25 protein-coding genes are annotated in these 19,651 nt (G+C 60.2%); 10 read left to right on the forward strand and 15 right to left on the reverse strand.

What is annotated here, in order from left to right; all coding sequences use genetic code 11:
- Window position 1: 1 nt before the first annotated feature.
- The 9 genes from hisD to K5Y35_RS03040 form a co-directional block, all read right to left on the reverse strand.
- Complete coding sequence (gene hisD, locus K5Y35_RS03000) at window positions 2-1,339, reverse strand: histidinol dehydrogenase (RefSeq protein ID WP_123464684.1); 1,338 nt, start codon at window positions 1,337-1,339, stop codon at window positions 2-4.
- Window positions 1,340-1,464: 125 nt separating this feature from the next.
- The gene (gene hisG, locus K5Y35_RS03005) at window positions 1,465-2,100 is read right to left on the reverse strand and encodes an ATP phosphoribosyltransferase (RefSeq protein WP_123464681.1); all 636 of its coding nucleotides are present in this window, start codon (window positions 2,098-2,100) and stop codon (window positions 1,465-1,467) included.
- Between the two features lie 127 nt (window positions 2,101-2,227).
- Window positions 2,228-3,493, reverse strand: a complete 1,266-nt coding sequence (gene murA / locus K5Y35_RS03010; protein WP_042608749.1) for a UDP-N-acetylglucosamine 1-carboxyvinyltransferase — start codon at window positions 3,491-3,493, stop codon at window positions 2,228-2,230.
- Window positions 3,494-3,515: 22 nt separating this feature from the next.
- The gene (locus K5Y35_RS03015; protein ID WP_123464679.1) at window positions 3,516-3,755 is read right to left on the reverse strand and encodes a BolA family protein; all 240 of its coding nucleotides are present in this window, start codon (window positions 3,753-3,755) and stop codon (window positions 3,516-3,518) included.
- A gap of 115 nt (window positions 3,756-3,870) precedes the next feature.
- Entirely contained in the window at window positions 3,871-4,176 is a 306-nt protein-coding gene (locus K5Y35_RS03020; protein WP_064387999.1) for a lipid asymmetry maintenance protein MlaB, read from the reverse strand.
- The gene (locus tag K5Y35_RS03025; protein WP_123464677.1) at window positions 4,173-4,817 is read right to left on the reverse strand and encodes a phospholipid-binding protein MlaC; all 645 of its coding nucleotides are present in this window, start codon (window positions 4,815-4,817) and stop codon (window positions 4,173-4,175) included. The genes K5Y35_RS03020 and K5Y35_RS03025 overlap by 4 nt, the downstream gene beginning before the upstream one ends.
- 11 nt (window positions 4,818-4,828) lie before the next feature.
- Window positions 4,829-5,296 carry an outer membrane lipid asymmetry maintenance protein MlaD gene (mlaD, locus tag K5Y35_RS03030; protein ID WP_007967220.1) on the reverse strand — a complete coding sequence of 156 codons (468 nt, stop codon included), beginning with the start codon at window positions 5,294-5,296 and terminating at the stop codon, window positions 4,829-4,831.
- Window positions 5,296-6,093, reverse strand: a complete 798-nt coding sequence (gene mlaE / locus K5Y35_RS03035; RefSeq protein WP_064119368.1) for a lipid asymmetry maintenance ABC transporter permease subunit MlaE — start codon at window positions 6,091-6,093, stop codon at window positions 5,296-5,298. Before mlaE ends, mlaD begins: the two co-directional genes overlap by 1 nt.
- The gene (locus K5Y35_RS03040) at window positions 6,093-6,902 is read right to left on the reverse strand and encodes an ATP-binding cassette domain-containing protein (protein WP_123464675.1); all 810 of its coding nucleotides are present in this window, start codon (window positions 6,900-6,902) and stop codon (window positions 6,093-6,095) included. The genes mlaE and K5Y35_RS03040 overlap by 1 nt, the downstream gene beginning before the upstream one ends.
- A 274-nt stretch (window positions 6,903-7,176) precedes the next feature.
- Here K5Y35_RS03040 and K5Y35_RS03045 point away from each other — a divergent pair, with 274 nt between their 5' ends.
- The 10 genes from K5Y35_RS03045 (at window position 7,177) to K5Y35_RS03090 (ending at window position 14,201) form a co-directional block, all read left to right on the forward strand.
- Entirely contained in the window at window positions 7,177-8,151 is a 975-nt protein-coding gene (locus K5Y35_RS03045; RefSeq protein WP_123464673.1) for a KpsF/GutQ family sugar-phosphate isomerase, read from the forward strand.
- Window positions 8,151-8,675 (forward strand): KdsC family phosphatase, encoded by a 525-nt coding sequence (locus K5Y35_RS03050; RefSeq protein ID WP_123464671.1) that lies wholly within the window; start codon window positions 8,151-8,153, stop codon window positions 8,673-8,675. Before K5Y35_RS03045 ends, K5Y35_RS03050 begins: the two co-directional genes overlap by 1 nt.
- A gap of 8 nt (window positions 8,676-8,683) precedes the next feature.
- On the forward strand, window positions 8,684-9,256 hold the full coding sequence (lptC, locus tag K5Y35_RS03055; protein WP_222833650.1) for an LPS export ABC transporter periplasmic protein LptC: 573 nt from the start codon (window positions 8,684-8,686) through the stop codon (window positions 9,254-9,256).
- Window positions 9,243-9,788, forward strand: a complete 546-nt coding sequence (lptA, locus tag K5Y35_RS03060; protein WP_123464667.1) for a lipopolysaccharide transport periplasmic protein LptA — start codon at window positions 9,243-9,245, stop codon at window positions 9,786-9,788. The genes lptC and lptA overlap by 14 nt, the downstream gene beginning before the upstream one ends.
- Entirely contained in the window at window positions 9,788-10,513 is a 726-nt protein-coding gene (gene lptB / locus K5Y35_RS03065) for an LPS export ABC transporter ATP-binding protein (RefSeq protein ID WP_024011621.1), read from the forward strand. Before lptA ends, lptB begins: the two co-directional genes overlap by 1 nt.
- A gap of 184 nt (window positions 10,514-10,697) precedes the next feature.
- Entirely contained in the window at window positions 10,698-12,191 is a 1,494-nt protein-coding gene (locus K5Y35_RS03070) for an RNA polymerase factor sigma-54 (protein ID WP_128615211.1), read from the forward strand.
- Between the two features lie 73 nt (window positions 12,192-12,264).
- The gene (hpf, locus tag K5Y35_RS03075; RefSeq protein WP_077571130.1) at window positions 12,265-12,573 is read left to right on the forward strand and encodes a ribosome hibernation-promoting factor, HPF/YfiA family; all 309 of its coding nucleotides are present in this window, start codon (window positions 12,265-12,267) and stop codon (window positions 12,571-12,573) included.
- 12 nt (window positions 12,574-12,585) lie between these two features.
- Entirely contained in the window at window positions 12,586-13,050 is a 465-nt protein-coding gene (gene ptsN / locus K5Y35_RS03080; protein WP_123464663.1) for a PTS IIA-like nitrogen regulatory protein PtsN, read from the forward strand.
- 2 nt (window positions 13,051-13,052) lie between these two features.
- Window positions 13,053-13,910, forward strand: a complete 858-nt coding sequence (gene rapZ / locus K5Y35_RS03085; protein WP_123464661.1) for an RNase adapter RapZ — start codon at window positions 13,053-13,055, stop codon at window positions 13,908-13,910.
- A 15-nt stretch (window positions 13,911-13,925) separates the two neighbouring features.
- Window positions 13,926-14,201: an HPr family phosphocarrier protein gene (locus tag K5Y35_RS03090; protein ID WP_008085079.1), complete on the forward strand. Its 276-nt coding sequence runs from the start codon at window positions 13,926-13,928 to the stop codon at window positions 14,199-14,201.
- 78 nt (window positions 14,202-14,279) lie between these two features.
- Here K5Y35_RS03090 and K5Y35_RS03095 read toward each other — a convergent pair whose 3' ends face one another.
- The 6 genes from K5Y35_RS03095 to pmbA form a co-directional block, all read right to left on the reverse strand.
- Window positions 14,280-15,173 (reverse strand): ZIP family metal transporter, encoded by an 894-nt coding sequence (locus tag K5Y35_RS03095; RefSeq protein WP_222833651.1) that lies wholly within the window; start codon window positions 15,171-15,173, stop codon window positions 14,280-14,282.
- 30 nt (window positions 15,174-15,203) lie between these two features.
- Entirely contained in the window at window positions 15,204-15,815 is a 612-nt protein-coding gene (locus K5Y35_RS03100) for a superoxide dismutase (protein WP_222833652.1), read from the reverse strand.
- A 1-nt stretch (window position 15,816) separates the two neighbouring features.
- Window positions 15,817-16,257, reverse strand: coding sequence for a hypothetical protein (locus tag K5Y35_RS03105; protein ID WP_123464655.1), 441 nt, complete (start codon window positions 16,255-16,257; stop codon window positions 15,817-15,819).
- Between the two features lie 27 nt (window positions 16,258-16,284).
- Window positions 16,285-17,661, reverse strand: coding sequence for a class II fumarate hydratase (locus K5Y35_RS03110; protein WP_222833653.1), 1,377 nt, complete (start codon window positions 17,659-17,661; stop codon window positions 16,285-16,287).
- Window positions 17,642-18,049, reverse strand: a complete 408-nt coding sequence (locus K5Y35_RS03115; RefSeq protein WP_123464651.1) for a FagA protein — start codon at window positions 18,047-18,049, stop codon at window positions 17,642-17,644. The genes K5Y35_RS03110 and K5Y35_RS03115 overlap by 20 nt, the downstream gene beginning before the upstream one ends.
- Before the next feature lie 162 nt (window positions 18,050-18,211).
- On the reverse strand, window positions 18,212-19,558 hold the full coding sequence (gene pmbA, locus K5Y35_RS03120) for a metalloprotease PmbA (protein ID WP_123464649.1): 1,347 nt from the start codon (window positions 19,556-19,558) through the stop codon (window positions 18,212-18,214).
- Window positions 19,559-19,651 lie beyond the last annotated feature (93 nt).

The raw sequence follows: 19,651 nt of genomic DNA on the forward strand, positions 1-19,651 counted from the left end.
TTCATTCCCCTTGCCCTTGAAGAAAGTCTTGGTCTTTGATGCGGTATTCCGCGCTGCGTGCATGCGCGCTCAGGGATTCGCCACGGGCCAGCACCGATGCGGTCTTGCCCAGCTCGGAAGCACCGGCTTCGGAGCAGAAGATGATCGACGAACGTTTCTGGAAGTCGTACACACCCAGCGGCGAGGAGAAACGCGCGGTGCCGGAGGTCGGCAGCACGTGGTTCGGGCCGGCGCAATAGTCGCCCAGCGCCTCGGAGGTGTGACGGCCCATGAAGATCGCGCCGGCGTGACGGATCTGCGGCAGCCAGGCCTGCGGGTCGGCCACCGACAGCTCCAGGTGCTCCGGGGCGATGCGGTTGGCGACTTCGATGGCTTGCGCCATGTCACGCACGTGAATCAGCGCACCGCGACCGTTGATCGAGGTTTCGATGATGGTCGCGCGGTCCATGGTCGGCAGCAGCTTGTCGATGCTCGCGGCCACCTTGTCGAGGAACCCGGCGTCGGGGCTGACCAGAATCGCCTGGGCGTCTTCGTCGTGCTCAGCCTGGGAGAACAGGTCCATGGCGATCCAGTCCGGATCGGTCTGGCCGTCGCACACCACGAGAATCTCGGACGGGCCGGCAATCATGTCGATACCAACCTGACCGAACACGTGGCGCTTGGCGGTGGCGACATAGATGTTGCCCGGGCCGACGACCTTGTCCACTTGCGGCACGCTTTCGGTGCCGTAAGCCAGCGCGGCAACCGCCTGCGCACCGCCGATGGTGAATACCCGGTCGACGCCGGCGATGCACGCCGCCGCCAGCACCAGCTCATTGATTTCACCGCGCGGGGTGGGCACGACCATGACCACTTCGGTCACGCCGGCGACCTTGGCCGGAATCGCGTTCATCAACACCGACGACGGGTACGATGCCTTGCCGCCCGGCACGTAGAGGCCGGCACGATCCAGTGGCGTGACCTTCTGGCCCAGCACCGTACCGTCGGCTTCGGTGTAGCTCCAGGAGTCCTGTTTCTGTTTTTCGTGGTAGCTGCGCACGCGCGCTGCAGCTTTTTCCAGCGCTTCGCGTTGCGCCACGGTGATGCGGGTCAGGGCCAGCTCCAGGCGCTCGCGCGGCAGGATCAGGTCAGCCATCGAGGCGACTTCAAGGCCGTCGAATTTCTGGGTGAACTCGACCAGCGCCGCATCACCGCGCTCGCGCACAGCCTTGATGATGTCCAGCACGCGCTGATTGACCGAGTCGTCAGACACACTTTCCCAGCTCAGCAGATGATCCAGATGATGCGCGAAATCCGGGTCAGCAGCGTTGAGTCGGCGAATTGCAGTCGGTGCGGTCATAGCGAGAGCCTCATAGGAATGGCAAAAACTCAGGCGCCCTAACTTAGCAGTCGTTTCCGCTTGGGCACCTGAGATTCTGGCTATGAGGCGGATAGACGGGCGCGACTCAAGGTCGCGCAGGTAAATCAGCCGCGGTGTCGCGATTCCACTGCCTTGCGCAGGGTATCGATCAACGCCTGGATCCGGGCGTGTTGCATCTTCATCGAAGCCTTGTTGACCACCAGGCGCGAGCTGATCGTGGCGATCAGTTCCTGAGGTTCCAGGCCGTTGGCGCGCAGGGTGTTGCCGGTGTCGACCACGTCGATGATCTTGTCGGCCAGACCAATCAGCGGTGCCAGCTCCATCGAGCCGTAGAGCTTGATGATGTCGACCTGACGGCCCTGTTCGGCGTAGTAACGCTTGGCAACGTTGACGAACTTGGTCGCCACGCGCAGACGGCCTTTAGGCTCGGCTGCGCCAATCTTGCCGGCGGTCATCAGCTTGCACTGGGCAATCTGCAAGTCCAGTGGCTCGTAAAGGCCCTGGCCGCTGTATTCCATCAGCACGTCCTTGCCGGCCACGCCGAGGTCGGCCGCGCCATGCTCGACATAGGTCGGCACGTCAGTGGCGCGCACGATCAGCAGACGAACGTCGTCCTGGGTCGTGGGGATGATCAGCTTGCGGCTCTTGTCCGGATTCTCGGTCGGCACGATACCCGCTTCGGCGAGAAGCGGCAGGGTGTCGTCAAGGATTCGGCCCTTGGACAGTGCGATGGTCAACATGGGAAACGTCAGTCCTTATCAAGGTACTCATGTCCGGTCGCAATCGGCGCCGGACACACATCGAGCCGGAAACCGGCTCGACTCAAAACGAACTCAGCGGACACGTCCCTGTGTCCTGATGCAGCAATCAGCCCGGAACGCGACGGATCTTGGCGCCCAGCATCTGCAGTTTTTCTTCGATGCACTCGTAACCACGGTCGATGTGGTAGATGCGATCGATCAGGGTATCGCCTTCGGCCATCAGTGCCGAGATCACCAGACTGGCCGACGCCCGCAGGTCGGTCGCCATCACTGGCGCACCCTTGAGGATTTCGGTACCGGTGACGATGGCAGTGTTGCCTTCGACCTGGATCTTGGCGCCCATGCGGTGCAATTCGTACACGTGCATGAAACGGTTTTCGAAGATCGTCTCGATCACGGCACCGGTGCCTTCGGCAATGGCGTTGAGCGAGATGAACTGCGCCTGCATGTCGGTCGGGAACGCCGGGTACGGCGCGGTGCGCACGTTGACCGCTTTCGGGCGTTTGCCGTGCATGTTCAGCTCGATCCAGTCTTCACCGCAGGTGATTTCTGCACCGGCTTCACGGAGTTTTTCCAGAACGGCTTCGAGAATGGTCGGATCAGTGTCCTTGACCTTGACGCGGCCACCGGTGACCGCAGCGGCCACCAGGTAGGTGCCGGTTTCGATACGGTCAGGCATGACCTTGTAGAACGCCGAACCCAGGCGCTCGACGCCATCAATGGTGATGGTGTCGGTACCGGCGCCGGAAACCTTGGCGCCCATGGCGTTGAGGAAGTTCGCCAGGTCAACCACTTCAGGCTCGCGAGCGGCGTTCTGCAGCACGCTGCGGCCCTTGGCCAGAGCAGCGGCCATCATGATGTTTTCGGTACCGGTCACACTGACGGTATCGAAGAAGAAGTGTGCACCGCGCAGGCCGCCTTCCGGCGCCTTGGCCTTGATGTAGCCGCCTTCGACGTCGATGACCGCGCCCATGGCTTCGAGACCACGGATGTGCAGGTCGACCGGACGCGAACCGATGGCGCAACCGCCAGGCAGGGCGACTTCAGCTTCACCGAAACGGGCAACCATCGGGCCCAGCACGAGGATCGACGCACGCATGGTTTTCACCAGTTCGTACGGGGCGATCAGGGTCTTGATGGTGCGCGGGTCGATTTCGACGCTGAGTTTCTCGTCGATCACCGGCTCGATGCCCATGCGACCGAACAACTCGATCATGGTGGTGATGTCATGCAGGTGCGGCAGGTTGCCAACGGTCACCGGGCCATCGCACAGCAGGGTGGCGGCCAGGATCGGCAGGGCAGAGTTCTTTGCCCCGGAAATGCGGATCTCGCCATCAAGACGAGCGCCACCGGTAATAATCAATTTATCCATAAGAATCTCGACGCCCTAGGGCTCAGGTGCGCTCGGCCCAGGCCGCGCGGCTGAAAAATTTCATAGTGACCGCGTGGATGCTGCCATCGGCGATCCATGGGTTCAAATGGGCATAGATGCTTTGCTGACGCTTGACCGGGCTCAACGCCGCCAGTTCATCGCTAATCACGTTCAGCTGAAAGTTACACCCTTCGCCTTCAACTTCTACCAGCGTTCCTGGCAGCTTCCCTTCAAGGAAGCTCTTCACTTCTACGGCCTGCATGCTCAACCTCAATCGGCGCCCTGTGCGCACGGGTCGGACATCATACAAAAAAGCCCCGCGCCTGCGAACCCCGCATGGCAGGACTCTGACGGGGGGCTATTTGACTGATGCGGGTTCAGGGGTGCGCCAACAACTCGGTCAGTTCACTGACCTGAGCGATTTCACGCATGTCTTCGGGCATCGCGCGAATGCTGACGGCCTTGCCGGCCGCCTGGGCATCACGCATGAAGCACAGCAGCAACGACAAGCCGACGCTGCTGGACTTCTTTACCGCCGAGCAGTCGATCACCAGCGACGACGCCTTGCTGGATTTGATCAGCGCCTGGCCTTCCTTTCGCAAGTCCGGCCCGGTGCGATAATCCAGCACTCCGCTGAGCAATAGCTCGTCGACATCACTCATACGAACTGCCGCCTCACTCATTGCGCTGGTTTCTTTTCGGTGGCTTCCTTGGCCTTGGCCACTTCACCGGCCCAACCATTGATGGTCTTGTCCAGATCGTTGCCATTGCGCTGCATCGCATCCGCGAACTGATCACGGAACAGCTTGCCGATGTTGATGCCATTGATGATCACGTTACGCAGCTTCCACTCGCCGCTGATCTTCTCGAGCGTGTACTGCACAGGATAGATCGCGCCATTGCTGCCCTTGACGGTCATGCCGACGCTGGTGCGATCGCCCGACTCATCCTTGGCAGGATCAACCGTGATGCCCTGATTGTTGTACTCCAGCAAAGCGTTGCCGTAGAACTGGAACAGGCCTCTCTTGAAGTTTTCCTGGAAGGTCTTCATCTGCGCGGGCGTGGCCTTGCGCGAATACTTGACCGTCATGATGCTTTTGGAAATGCCTTCGGCATCCACCACCGGACCGACGATGGTATTCAACGCCGTGTAGAAATCCTGCGGATCCTGCTTGTACTTCTCTTTGTTCGCTGCCAGGTCGGCAAGCATCCGGTTAGTAGTGTCCTGAACCAGATCGTGCGCGGATTGCCCGGGCGCAGCGTTAGCCATCAGAGGCAAGGCCGCGAGCAACACCAACAGGCCACGTCGCAAGGTAGAGATCATTCAAAAGCTCCTCATTTGGCGTCTTTGCTAACGGTATTGAGCAGGAATTTACCGATCAGGTCTTCCAGTACCAGTGACGACTGCGTGTCGTGGATGGTTCCACCATCCTTCAGACGGGTGTCCTCCCCGCCTACGCTGATACCGATGTACTTCTCGCCCAGCAGACCAGCGGTCAGGATAGACGCTGTGGAGTCAGTCGGCAGGTTGTCGACCTTTTTATCCACTTGCAGCGTGACCCGACCGGTGAAGCTGTCACGATCCAGATCGATCGCCGTGACCTTGCCGATGGTTACGCCGGCCATGGTCACTTTGGCTCTGACCGTCAAACCGGCGATATTGTCGAAATAGGCATAAAGTTTATACGTGTCGGTGGTCGAAGTCGGAGACAGGCCACTGACCCGCAGAGCAAGCAGCAACAAAGCCAGGATCCCTGCCAGCAGGAACAGGCCGACACCGATTTCCAGGGTGCGGTTTTGCATCAGAAATCTCCAAACATCAAAGCGGTCAGAATAAAGTCCAGGCCGAGCACTGCCAGCGAGGCAAATACCACGGTCTTGGTGGTGGCGCGACTGATGCCCTCGGAAGTGGGCTCACAGTCATAGCCTTGGAATACGGCAATCCAGGTCACGACGAAGGCGAACACGATACTTTTGATGACGCCGTTGAGCACATCGCTGGTGAAGTTCACGCTGTTCTGCATGTTCGCCCAATAAGAGCCTTCATACACACCCAGCCAGTCGACAGCTACCCACGAACCACCCCAGATACCCACCACGCTGAAAATCATGGCCAGCACCGGCAGGGAAATGAAACCGGCCCACAGTCGCGGGGCGATGATGTACTTGAGCGGGTCGACACCGATCATTTCCAGGCTGGAAAGCTGTTCGGTGGATTTCATGTTGCCGATTTCGGCGGTCAGCGCCGAGCCGGCACGCCCGGCGAACAACAGCGCGGTCACCACCGGCCCCAGTTCACGCAGCAGGGTCAACGCAACCATCTGCCCCACGGCCTGCTCCGAACCGTAGCTCGACAGAATGCTGAAGCCTTGCAGCGCCAGGACCATGCCGATGAAAATCCCGGAGACCACGATGATCACCAGCGACATGACGCCGACCGAATGCAGCTGCTTGACCAGCAGGCCGAAACCGCCGCTGATGCCGCCACGACCGAGCAAGGCGTGAAACAGGAACAGCGTGGCACGCCCGAACACCGCAACGGCGTCGATTGCCGACTCGCCGAACCGGCGTACGCGCTCTATTAATGAAATTCTGCGCATCAGCGCTTCCCCAGAAGATCTGCGCGGAAATCCGTCGCTGGAAAATGGTACGGCACCGGGCCATCGGGATTACCGGTCATGAACTGGCGGATACGCGGTTCATCCGAGTTCATCAATTCATCCGGCGTGCCCTGCCCCAGCACCTGACCATCACCCACTACATAGATGTAGTCGGCGATGCTGGCGGTTTCGGCCAGGTCGTGGGAAACCACGATACTGGTGATCCCCAGGGCATCGTTGAGCAGACGGATCAGACGCACCAGCACGCCCATGGCGATCGGGTCCTGACCGACGAACGGTTCGTCATACATGAGGATCTGCGGGTCGAGGGCAATGGCCCGGGCCAGCGCCACACGACGCTTCATGCCTCCGGACAACTCGTCGGGCATCAGATCGATGGCGCCGCGCAGCCCCACCGCCTGCAACTTGAGCAGAACGATGTCGCGGATCATTTCATCCGGCAGATCGGTATGAACGCGCAGGGGAAACGCGACGTTCTCGAAGACATCGAGATCGGTAAACAGCGCGCCGCTCTGAAACAGCACGCCCATGTGCTTGCGCGCATCGAACAGATCGCTGCGCGACAGCGCCGGCAGGTTCTGACCGTTGACCCAGACTTCGCCGCTGCCGGGACGCAACTGTGCGCCCATCAACCGCAGCAGCGTGGTCTTGCCACACCCGGAAGGCCCCATGATGCCGGTGACCTTGCCGCGCGGGATGCGAATATCGACGTTATTGAAAATGCTGCGCGCACCGCGCTTGAAGGAGACTCCCTTCAGCTCGACCGCGTAAGCGTTATCGGCACTCATCTAAACTCCTTGCGATGCAGCCTCTCACTCGGACGCCTGGCTTTCCTGGGAAAGCACATACCTCGAGGGCAGGCCGAACTGGCGGCGAACTATATCACTGCAAAGCCCAAGCGCCCAAGGCCTCTACCGGGCTGTGTTCAGCGACATGACAGGCTTTGAGGGGCTTTTTCCGGGTTTTGGTTACGAGGAATGACAAAGCACGACGAACTTGCGTGAGGCTTTGCCACATAACCGCTATAATCGCCGCCTTTTCATCGGGCTATACGATTCTGACATGAGCCAAACCAGCGACCTGATTCAATCGGCACAACGCACCATTCGCCTCGAAGTGGAAGCCATACAAGGCTTGTTGCCCCATATCGACGCCGATTTCGTACGCGCTTGCGAGATGATTCTGGCCAGCAAGGGCCGTGTCGTCGTGGTCGGCATGGGCAAATCCGGGCACATCGGCAACAAGATTGCCGCCACCCTGGCCAGCACCGGCACCCCGGCATTTTTCGTCCACCCGGCCGAAGCCAGCCATGGCGACATGGGCATGATCACCCGCGAAGACGTGATTCTGGCCCTGTCGAACTCCGGTTCGACCAACGAAATCGTCACCCTGCTGCCACTGATCAAGCGACTGGGCATCCAGTTGATCAGCGTGACCGGCAACCCGGCCTCCCCTCTGGCGAAAGCCGCCGAAGTGAACCTCAATGTTCACGTCGAACACGAAGCCTGCCCGCTGAACCTGGCGCCGACGTCCTCGACCACCGCCGCCCTGGTCATGGGCGATGCCCTCGCCGTGGCATTGCTGGAGGCGCGAGGCTTCACCGCTGAAGACTTCGCTTTCTCGCACCCGGGAGGCGCCCTTGGCCGCCGCCTGTTGCTGAAAGTGGAAAACGTCATGCACGCCGGTCAGGAGCTGCCGCAAGTGCAACGCGGCACCCTGCTCAAGGACGCGCTGATGGAAATGACCCGCAAGGGTCTGGGCATGACCGTCATTCTTGAAACCGACGGCAAACTCGCCGGGATCTTCACGGACGGTGACCTGCGTCGCACCCTGGATCGCAGCATCGACATCCGCAGCGCCACCATCGACCAGGTCATGACCGCGCACGGCAAGACGGCCCGCCCCGAGATGCTGGCTGCCGAGGCCCTGAAAATCATGGAAGACCACCGAATCAACGCACTGGTCGTTGTTGATGAAGAGGATCGCCCGGTGGGCGCCTTCAACCTCTCCGATCTGCTGCGCGCAGGAGTGATGTAATGAGTAACGATCTGCTGCAACGCGGCAAAGCGATCAAACTGGCGGTTTTCGACGTCGACGGCGTACTCACCGACGGTCGCCTGTACTTCCTTGAAGACGGCAGCGAATTCAAGACCTTCAACACCCTCGACGGCCAAGGCATCAAAATGCTGATGAACGCCGGCGTGCAGACCGCTATCATCAGCGGTCGCAAGACCCCGGTGGTCGAGCGTCGGGCGAAAAACCTGGGGATTCCCCACCTGTTTCAGGGCCGCGAAGACAAACTGGTCGTTCTCGACGGCCTGCTTGAAGAACTGGGCCTAAGCTATGAGCAGGTGGCCTACCTCGGTGACGACCTGCCTGACCTGCCGGTGATTCGCCGCGTCGGCCTCGGCATGGCCGTGGCGAATGCCGCCGACTTCGTGCGTGAACACGCTCATGGCGTGACCCGGGCACGTGGTGGCGAAGGTGCCGCCCGCGAATTCTGCGAATTGATCCTGCGCGCCCAGGGCCGCCTCGATGCGGCCAACGCCGCGTACCTGTGAGCCAAACCATGTTTAGCAAAAAATTTCGCAATTTCCTGCTGTTCGGCTGCATAGCGGCGCTATTCGCAGCGGTCGGTTACTGGAACATCAGCCCGGGGCGCTTCCTCGACAAGCCTGCGGTCACGTCCATCGAAAACCCGATCGACTGGTATGCGACCAATACGCATACCCTGCAATACCTGCCGGACGGCAAGGTGCAGTACGAAATGACCTCCGACAAGGCCGAGCACGTGAAGGCCACCGACATCACCCTGGTCACCAAGCCCGACCTGAACATGTACCGCGGCACGGAATTTCCGTGGCACGTGACCAGCGAGCGCGGCGAAGTGAATTCGGGCGGTACTCAGGTCGAATTTATCGATTCTGTGCGCATCAAGCGCACCGATGAGAAGAACCGCGATCTGCTGGTCACCTCCACGCGCATGACAGTGTTCCCACAGGACCAATATGCGCAGACCGAGCAACCCGTTAGAATCGACGGCGCTGGCGGTGTATCGACTGGCGTAGGCATGAAAGCGTATCTGAAGGAAAGCAGGATACACCTGCTATCGAACGTAAGAGGACAGTATGAGGCTCGTTAAAACCCTCCCTATTTTGCTCAGTCTGGGCGCAGCACTGGGAAGCGTGAGCGCCTGGGCTCTGCCGAACGATCAGCAGCAACCAATCCGCATCCAGGCCGACGACGCCCAACTGGACGACAAGAACGGCATCGCCACCTATAAAGGTGACGTGATCATCACCCAGGGCTCGATGAAGGTGACCGGTAACACCGTGACCATCACTCGCACCCCGAGCGGTGATATCGACGTGGTGACCTCGGTGGGCAACCTCGCCTACTTCGAACAACTGCAGACCGCTGGCGACACCAAGCCGGTTCAGGGCTGGGGCGTGACGATCCAGTACCATGCCGCGCAGAATCGCGTCGTACTGATCGACAAGGCCAAGGTTGTCGACAAGGACAACAACACCACCCAGGGCGAGAAAATCGTCTACGACACCGTGAAGAAACTCGCCAGCGCCGGTCGCGCGACCGGCAGCAAGGTCACCGAATCGCGTCCGCGTATCGACATGGTGATCCAGCCGAAGAAGAAAACCGACGAGAAAACCCAGTAATGGCAACTCTGAAAGCTCAGCACCTGGCCAAGGCCTATAAAAGCCGCCAGGTCGTGCGTGACGTCAGCCTGTCGATCGACAGCGGCCAGATCGTCGGTCTGCTCGGCCCTAACGGCGCCGGCAAGACGACGTGCTTCTACATGATCGTCGGCCTGGTGCAGGCCGATCAGGGCCGCGTACTGATCGACGATCTGGACGTCAGCCACCAGCCGATGCACGGTCGTGCCAAGGCCGGTATCGGCTATCTGCCGCAAGAAGCGTCGATCTTCCGCAAACTGTCGGTGGCCGACAACATCATGGCCATCCTCGAGACCCGCCCGGAACTCGACAAGGCAGGCCGTCGCAAGGAGCTGGAAAGCCTGCTGCAGGAATTCCACATCAGCCACATCCGCGACAACCTCGGCATGAGCCTGTCCGGTGGTGAACGCCGCCGGGTGGAAATCGCCCGCGCCTTGGCGACTGCACCGAAGTTCATCCTGCTCGACGAACCGTTCGCCGGTGTCGACCCGATCTCGGTCGGCGACATCAAGCAGATCATCCACCATCTCAAGGCCAAGGGCATCGGCGTACTGATCACCGACCACAACGTCCGCGAGACGCTGGACATCTGCGAAACCGCTTACATCGTCAACGACGGCCAGTTGATTGCCGAAGGTGACGCAGAAACCATTCTGGCCAACGATCTGGTCAAAGAAGTGTATCTGGGTCACGAGTTCCGCCTGTAAGCGCGACGTCCCGGTGGTTCGCGAGGGCGCTGTATCGTTGAAGCAGTTTTTTATACGTTTTAATTGTTACAGCGCTCTAGGCAAACACTTCAGTTTCAGGCATATAATTTGCTTAAGTTTGGCGCTTCGGCGCCCTGTAGTGGATGGCGCATAGCGCCGGCGAATAAGGTGTTAAGCCCCTGCCATGAAACCATCGCTAGTCTTGAGAATGGGCCAGCAGCTGACGATGACACCGCAGCTGCAACAGGCCATCCGCCTGCTCCAATTGTCGACCCTGGATCTGCAACAGGAAATCCAGGAGGCCCTGGAATCCAATCCGATGCTCGAACGCCAGGAAGAAGGCGACGACTTCGACAACTCCGACCCGCTGGCCGACAACGCCGAACACAAGCCCAATACCGAAATCCAGGAACCTTCCTACCAGGAATCCGCCCCGACGGTGGACAACCTCGAGGAGGGCGAATGGAACGAGCGCATCCCCAACGAGCTGCCGGTCGACACCGCGTGGGAAGACGTCTACCAGACCAGCGCCAGCAGCCTGCCCAGCAGCGATGATGACGAGTGGGATTTCACCACCCGCACTTCTGCCGGCGAGAGCCTGCAAAGCCACCTGTTGTGGCAACTCAATCTTGCCCCGATGTCCGACACCGATCGCCTGATCGCCGTGACGCTGATCGACTGCATCAACAACCAGGGCTACCTGGACGAGACCCTTGAAGAGATTCTCGAGGCATTCGACCCGGAACTGGATATCGAACTGGACGAAATCGAAGCCGTCCTGCACCGCATCCAGCAATTCGAGCCGGCCGGTATCGGTGCGCGCAACCTCGGTGAATGCCTGCTGCTGCAACTGCGCCAGTTGCCCGCCAAGACGCCGTGGCTCGCGGAAGCCAAACGCCTGGTCACCGATTACATCGACCTGCTCGGCAGCCGGGATTACAGCCAGTTGATGCGCCGCATGAAGCTCAAGGAAGACGAGCTGCGCCAGGTCATCGAACTGGTGCAAAGCCTCAATCCGCGTCCCGGTTCACAGATCGAATCGACCGAAGCCGAATACGTGGTACCGGACGTCATCGTGCGCAAGGACAACGAGCGCTGGCTGGTCGAACTGAACCAGGAATCAGTGCCACGCCTGCGGGTCAACGCGCAGTACGCCGGTTTCGTCCGTCGCGCCGACACCAGTGCCGACAACACCTTCATGCGCAATCAGTTGCAGGAAGCCCGCTGGTTCATCAAGAGCCTGCAGAGCCGCAACGAGACCCTGATGAAAGTTGCCACGCAGATCGTCGAGCATCAGCGCGGCTTTCTGGAGTACGGCGACGAGGCCATGAAACCGCTGGTCCTGCATGACATCGCTGAAGCGGTAGGCATGCACGAATCGACGATTTCCCGGGTGACCACGCAGAAATTCATGCATACCCCGCGCGGTATTTATGAACTGAAATACTTTTTCTCCAGCCACGTCAGCACCTCCGAAGGCGGCGAATGCTCGTCCACGGCGATCCGCGCGATCATCAAAAAACTGGTTGCCGCGGAAAATCAGAAAAAGCCGTTGAGTGACAGCAAGATCGCTGGTTTACTGGAGGCACAAGGCATTCAGGTGGCTCGCCGCACCGTCGCCAAGTACCGCGAATCCCTCGGGATCGCGCCTTCGAGCGAACGCAAGCGGTTGATGTAAGCCACGTTACAGCGTTCCAGTGGCAGGCTATCCAGCCTGCCGCTTTATGCACTGGCAACGAAGGAGAAGCTGTATGCAAGTCAACATCAGTGGACACCAACTGGAAGTGACCGAACCTCTGCGCGATTACATCAATGAGAAACTTCAACGATTAGAGCGCCATTTCGACAAGATCACCAACGTGCAAGTCACGATGTGCGTCGAAAAGCTGAAGCAGAAAATCGAAGCCACCTTGCATATTCCCGGCAGCGAAGTGGTCGCCAACGCAGAAGATACTGATATGTATGCTGCGATCGACTCACTCACCGACAAGCTGGATCGCCAACTCAAAAAGCATAAGGAAAAGACCCAGAGCCTGCTCCAGGGCGCTACCGGTCGATAACCCCCCTACTCCATGATCCGACTTGAAAGTATCCTGACCCCCGGCCGTTCCCTCGTGAACGTGCCGGGCGGCAGTAAAAAGAAAGCCCTCGAACAGATTGCCAACCTGATCGCCCGTGAAGTGCCTGATCTGGAGATGCAAGATGTCTTCGAGGCGTTGATTGCCCGTGAAAAACTCGGTTCCACCGGTTTTGGTAACGGCATCGCCATTCCTCATTGCCGCCTCAAGGGTTGCGAAGCGCCAATCAGCGCATTGATGCACCTTGATGCACCCATCGATTTCGATGCCATCGACGGCGCTCCGGTTGACCTGTTGTTCGTCCTGCTGGTGCCGGAAGCTGCCACCGATGCTCACCTGGAATTACTGCGCCAGATCGCCAGCATGCTCGATCGCAAGGAAGTTCGTGAAAAACTGCGCAGCGCATCGAGTAACGAAGCCTTGTATCAGGTCGTCCTGAGCGAGCAGAACGGTCACTAATCATGCGCTTGATCATTGTCAGCGGCCGCTCCGGCTCGGGTAAAAGCACCGCCCTGGATGTCCTTGAGGACAACGGCTATTACTGCATCGACAACCTGCCGGCCGGCCTGCTGCCGGAACTGGCCGAACGCGCGCTGATTCATACCGAGCTGGCGCAACCGCTGGTGGCCGTGTCGATTGATGCGCGCAACCTGCCCAGCCATCTGTCGCGCTTTCCGGAGCTGCTTGAAGAAGTCCGCAGCCGCCACATCCAGTGCGATGTGTTGTACCTGGATGCCGACGAAGAAACCCTGCTCAAGCGTTTTTCGGAAACCCGTCGCCGCCACCCTTTGAGCACGGCCAATCGTTCATTGGCCGAAGCGATCAGTGATGAAACCGCTCTCCTCGGCCCGATTGCCGATCTGGCCGACCTGAAAATCAACACCACCAACCTCAACCTCTACCAGTTACGCGACACCATCAAGTTGCGCCTGCTGAACCAGCCGGAGCCGGGAACGGCCTTTCTGGTCGAGTCATTTGGCTTCAAGCGCGGGATGCCGGTGGATGCGGACCTGGTGTTCGACGTCCGCTGCCTGCCCAATCCTTACTGGAAACCGGAGCTGCGCGCGCAGTCCGGGCTGGACGCACCCGTGGCCGAGTACCTGGCGGCGCAACCGGAAGTCGAGGAGATGTTTCAGGACATCTTCAGCTATCTGCACAAGTGGCTGCCGCGCTTCGCCGCGAGTAACCGCGCCTACGTCACCATTGCCATTGGCTGCACCGGCGGGCATCACCGCTCCGTCTACCTGACCGAACGCCTGGGTCAGGCCCTGCAGAAAACCCTGAAGAACGTCCAGGTTCGCCACCGCGACCTCACTTAAAGGATTCACACCGCGATGCCTGCTCTGGAAATCGAAATCATCAATAAACTGGGCTTGCATGCCCGCGCGTCCGCCAAGTTCGTTGGCGTGGCCGGCCAATATCCCGATTGCACGATCAGAGTGGGTCGCACACCGGAGACCACGGTCGATGGCAAAAGCATCATGGCGATGATGATGCTGGCTGCCGGCAAGGGCACCAAAATCTATCTGAGTACCGAAGGCCATCAGGAACAGGAAGCGCTGGATGCGCTGGTGGCGTTGATCAATAACTACTTCGACGAAGGTGGTTGAAAGCCACCAAGGCCATCGCAGCCCACAGCGCACATATCCCCTTGTAGGTGCTGCCGAGGCTGCGATCTTTTGATCTCTTCAACCCAACGCCGTATCCATCACCATCATCAAACAGAAGCCGATCAACAAGCCAAGACTGGCCAGCTTGTCATGACCATTGCGTCGCGACTCCGGGATTACTTCGTGAGTCACCACCAGCAACATCGCCCCCGCCGCCAGTGCCAGCCCCAATGGCAATAACAACTCCGCCAGGCTGACCAGCCACGCACAGAGCAGTGCAAACACCGGCTCGACCAGACCTGACGCCGCGCCGATCAAAAACGCTTTGCCCCGTGACATTCCCGCCCCCGCCAGTACCAGCGCAATCACCAGACCTTCCGGCACATCCTGCAGGGCAATGCCCATCGCCAGACTGTCGGCATCGGGCATGCCGCCGCCGGCGGAAACGCCGACCGCCATGCCTTCCGGGATGTTATGGGCAATGATGGCGAACACGAACAGCCAGATCCGTGGCGCAATCACTGGATGCTCGACAGTGCCAACGAACATTTCCGGTGAAGCTCCCGAGACCTTGCGATCGACCAGAAACAGGCCGAAAGCCCCGAGCATGATGCCGAAGCAGATCAGCCCGCTCGCAGCCCACGGGGTCAAGCCAAGACCTTCTGCAGCGGCGATGCCTGGCACGATCAGCGAAAACGCCGTCGCCGCCAGCATCACCCCGGCGCCGAAGCCGAGCAAAGTATCGCCAAGCGCCTGCGGCATGTTGCGAATCACCAGCACCGGCACCGCGCCGAGCGCGGTGCCCAAGGCGCAGAGCGCTCCACCCTGCAAGGCCCGCAACAGTCTCGGTTCAAGCTCCAGCCATTGCAGTCCGTGGGCGACCAGCAAGGTCATGCCCGCCAGCAGCAATAGCGATCCCACCGCGTAACGAAACATACGCCCACTGCCGATCGCCAGTGTTTCAGTGCCCATAGTCAACCCTGGATGGTTTTTGTAGAAGGCTTACACCAGTGCGGCCCGATAGCGCGCAGCGACTTCAGGCCAATTGATCACGTTGTAGAACGCGCTGATGTACTCCGGGCGACGGTTCTGGTAGCGCAGGTAATAGGCGTGCTCCCAGACGTCCAGACCGAGAATCGGTGTGTTGCCGTTCATCAACGGGCTGTCCTGGTTGCCGCTGCTCTCCACCAGCAGTTTTTTCTCCGGCGTGACGCTGAGCCAGGCCCAGCCACTGCCGAAGCGGGTCAGCGCAGCCTTGGTGAACGCTTCTTTGAAACTGTCGAGGCCGCCCAGTTGCTCATTGATGGCTTCGGCCAGCGCACCTTCCGGCTTGCCGCCGCCGTCGGGCGCCATGACTTCCCAGAACAGCGAATGGTTGGCGTGTCCGCCGCCCTGATTGATGACCGCCGCACGGAGTTTTTCCGGTAGTTGTTGAACGCTGGCGACCAGTTTCTCGACCGGCCACTCGGCAAACTCGGTACCTTCAATCGCTGCGTTGAGGTTGTTGATGTAGGTCTGGTGATGCTTGGTGTAGTGAATCTCCATGGTCTGCGCGTCGATGTGCGGTTCCAGCGCATCGTAGGCGTAAGGCAAGGCAGGCAAGGTAAAAGCCATTTCAATGAACTCCATGGTGATGGGTGGCAGGCGCACGGCGCGCATTGCCGGTGTCGGGATGCAGCAGACGCTGGGTACGCGGGTACTCGCCGTGTTCGCTGATGAAATTCAGCAGTTCGACATAGGTCTTGCTGCTCTGGCGCAGCGCCGCTTCCCGCAGGGCCATGCGCAGGCGCTCGTCCTGCATGGTCTGCAACAGCCGTTGGTGGATCGCGCAGAGATATTCGGCGCTTTCCTCCGGCTGATTCAGGCGCAGGTGCAGATCCGCCAGGTTGTGGTGGGAGATGACGCAGGCCGCCACCGCTTCATCGGCATCCGGCCAGCGCTCGAACAACACTTGCGCCAGGGCCAGCGCTTGCAGATAAGCCTCACGGGCATCTATCAGTTCGCCCAGCATGAAGCAGCGATTGGCCCGTTCGATCGTGCGTTTCCAGTGCTCCATGGTGAACCTCCAAAGCGGTTACGGGATTTACACGCCGCCGGCGGTGAGTTTCTCGGGATTGAGCAACTCTTCCAGTTGGCTGCGCGACAGGTTGGTGTGTTCCAGCGCGACGTCGATCACCGGGCGCCCCTGCTTGTAGGCCTGCTTGGCGATTTCCGCAGCTTTCTGGTAACCGATGATCGGGTTGAGTGCGGTGACCAGAATCGGGTTGCGCGCCAGCGCTTCCTTGAGCCGCGACTCGTTGACCTTGAAGCTGGCGATGGCCTTGTCGCCGAGCAGACGGCTGGAATTGGCCAGCAGTTCGATGCTGCTCAGCAGGTTCTGGGCAATGATCGGCAGCATCACGTTCAGCTCAAAATTGCCCGACTGACCGGCGATGGTGATCACCGAGTCGTTGCCGATCACTTGCGCGGCGACCATGGCGGTGGCTTCCGGAATCACCGGATTGACCTTGCCCGGCATGATCGACGAGCCGGGTTGCAGGCCTTCAAGCTCGATTTCGCCAAGGCCGGCGAGCGGGCCGGAGTTCATCCAGCGCAGGTCGTTGGCGATTTTCATCAGTGACACGGCGGTGGCCTTGAGCTGGCCGGAGACGGCGACGGCGGTGTCTTGCGAGCCGATCAGTGCGAACAGGTCCTTACCCGGCGTGAACTGCACATGGGTCATTTGGCTGAGTTGACGGCTGAAACAGGCGGCAAACTCGGGATGCGCGTTGATCCCGGTGCCCACCGCCGTGCCGCCCTGCGCCAGACATTGCAGGCTCGGCAGCAAATCCTGCAGATGGCTGATGTTGGCCTTGAGCTGCTGCGCCCAACCGTTCAACACCTGGCTCATGCGCACGGGCATCGCGTCCATCAAATGCGTGCGCCCGGTTTTGACGTGGTGATGCACTTGTGCGGCTTTCTTTTCGATCACCTGCACCAGGTGCAGCAGCGCCGGCAGCAGTTGTTCGTGCAACGCCAGGGCGGCACTGACGTGAATGGTGGTAGGGATCATGTCATTGCTGCTCTGGCCGCAGTTGACGTGATCATTGGGATTGACCGGCTCGTCGAGCAGACGGCTGGCGAGGGTCGCGAGCACTTCGTTGGCGTTCATGTTGGAACTGGTGCCAGAACCGGTCTGGAAGATATCCACCGGAAAATGCTGCATGAAATCGCCTTCGAGCAAACCTTGGGCGGCGTCACTGATGGCCTTGCCCTGGGCGGCGCTGAGCTGGTTGAGTTCAACGTTGGCGCGGGCGGCCGCAGCTTTCGCCAGAATCAGCGCGCGGATGAATTGTCTCGGCATCGGCTTGCCGCTGATCGGGAAGTTATCCACGGCGCGCTGGGTCTGTGCGCCGTAGAGTGCGTCCACCGGCACCTGCAGTTCGCCCATGCTGTCACGCTCAATACGTGTCTTGGTCATCTGAAAATCCTTGTACCCGGTCAATGAGAGAAATCGAGGGAAGCAACTCACAGGTCGCGAGCTGCCAGGTGTAGCGTTGCCAGCGCTGGAGCCGGCAGACGCACAGCGACAGGCGCTCCATGTCCCGCAATGGGCGCCAGGCTTGATCGAGACACAGGCTGCGCCAATGCCACGGCAAGGCGATGTCGGTGGCCGTGTCGAGCAGCAGACGGAAGGAAGTTTCAGCGATGGTCCACGGAGAAGTTGCCGTACAACAGGCCAGGTACCGGCCTTCGGCGAGGTAGTGTTCGATCAGGCGCGGCTCGTCGGAATCCATCGCGCAACGGATCTGGCGACTCATCCAGCGCCAGCTTTCGAGGTACGGCTGCTCGTGCAGGGCAGAACTCATGATCCGGGACTCATTCTAAGATGAGATTTATTATTAAATGATAATGAGAACCAAAACAAGCATGAGCTGTGCATCAAATGGTGGGAGCGGGATTTGTGCGCTACAAAAAAAGGCGCGCCACCCAGAGGGATGGCGCGCCTTTTTGTGTGTGACGGGCCGAGCTTAGCTGCCTGCCACCGTCATGCGCTCGATCAACACCGAACCGGTGCGGATATTGCTGCGCAGCTCCAGATCATTGCCGACCGCGACGATCTGCTTGAACATGTCGCGCATGTTGCCGGCGATGGTCACTTCCTGCACCGCGAACTGGATTTCGCCGTTCTCGACCCAGAAACCCGCCGCCCCGCGCGAATAGTCGCCGGTGACCATATTCAAGCCGTGGCCCATCAATTCGGTGACCAACAGCCCACGGCCCATGCGCCGCAGCAGCGCCGCCTGGTCTTCCTCACCATGGGTGACGAACAGGTTGTGCACACCGCCGGCGTTGGCGGTGCTCGGCATGCCCAGCTTGCGCCCGGAGTACGTGCCAAGGATGTACGAGACCAACTCACCCTTTTCGACGAACGGTTTGGCATACGTTGCCAGACCATCACCGTCGTACGAGGCGCTGCCCATCGCACGCATCAAGTGCGGACGCTCGTCGATGGTCAGCCATTCCGGGAACAGCTTCTGCCCCAGCGTGCCTTCAAGGAACGACGATTTGCGGTACAGACTGCCGCCGGACACCGCCGACAGGAAACTGCCGAACAAACCACCCGCCAGTTCTGCAGAAAACAGCACCGGCACCTCGCAGGTCGGCACCGGACGCGCGCCCAGGCGGCTCGCCGCCCGTTGCGCGGCGCGCTGGCCGATACTCACCGGATCCGCCAGCAAACTGCCCTGACGGTTCACGTCGTACCAATAATCGCGCTGCATCTGGCCATCGGCCTCGGCGATCATGACGCAACTCAGGCTATGCCGCGTCGAGGCGTAGCCACCGATGAAACCGTGGCTGTTGCCGTAAACCCGGCAGCCCTGATGGGTGCTGAGGGTGGTGCCGTCAGCGTTCTTGATCCGCGCATCGGCATCGAACGCCGCGGCTTCACAGAGCAGGGCCTTCTCGATCGCCTGCTCCGGGGTGATGTCCCATTCGTGGAACAGGTCGAAATCCTGCAGATCCTTGGCCATCAGTGCCGCATCGGCCAGGCCCGAGGCTTCGTCTTCCGAGGTGTGCCTGGCAATCGCCAATGCGGCGGCGACGGTTTCGCGAATCGCGTCCGGTCCGGTCGCCGACGTACTGGCCGAGCCTTTGCGCTGGCCGACGTACAGGGTGATGCCAAAGCCCTGGTCGCGGTTGAATTCGACCGTTTCGACTTCACGCTGACGCACCGACGTCGACAAGCCTTGCTCCAGCGACACCGCGACTTCACAGGCGCTGGCGCCCTGACGCTTGGCCTCGGCGATGATCTGCTCGACCTGTTCCTGCAGTGCCGGCAATGCCTGCGGGCCGACGCTTTCAACTGCACTCATGCTCATCTCCACTCAAATTCTGCTTTCGGCTGGGGTCATCGAGCGACCGGGCCGGACAAGCGGCCCCCGACTGGTTATCATGGCGGCGTTTCT

The organism is Pseudomonas sp. SC3(2021), from assembly GCF_019856535.1.
Classification (GTDB): domain Bacteria; phylum Pseudomonadota; class Gammaproteobacteria; order Pseudomonadales; family Pseudomonadaceae; genus Aquipseudomonas; species Aquipseudomonas monsensis.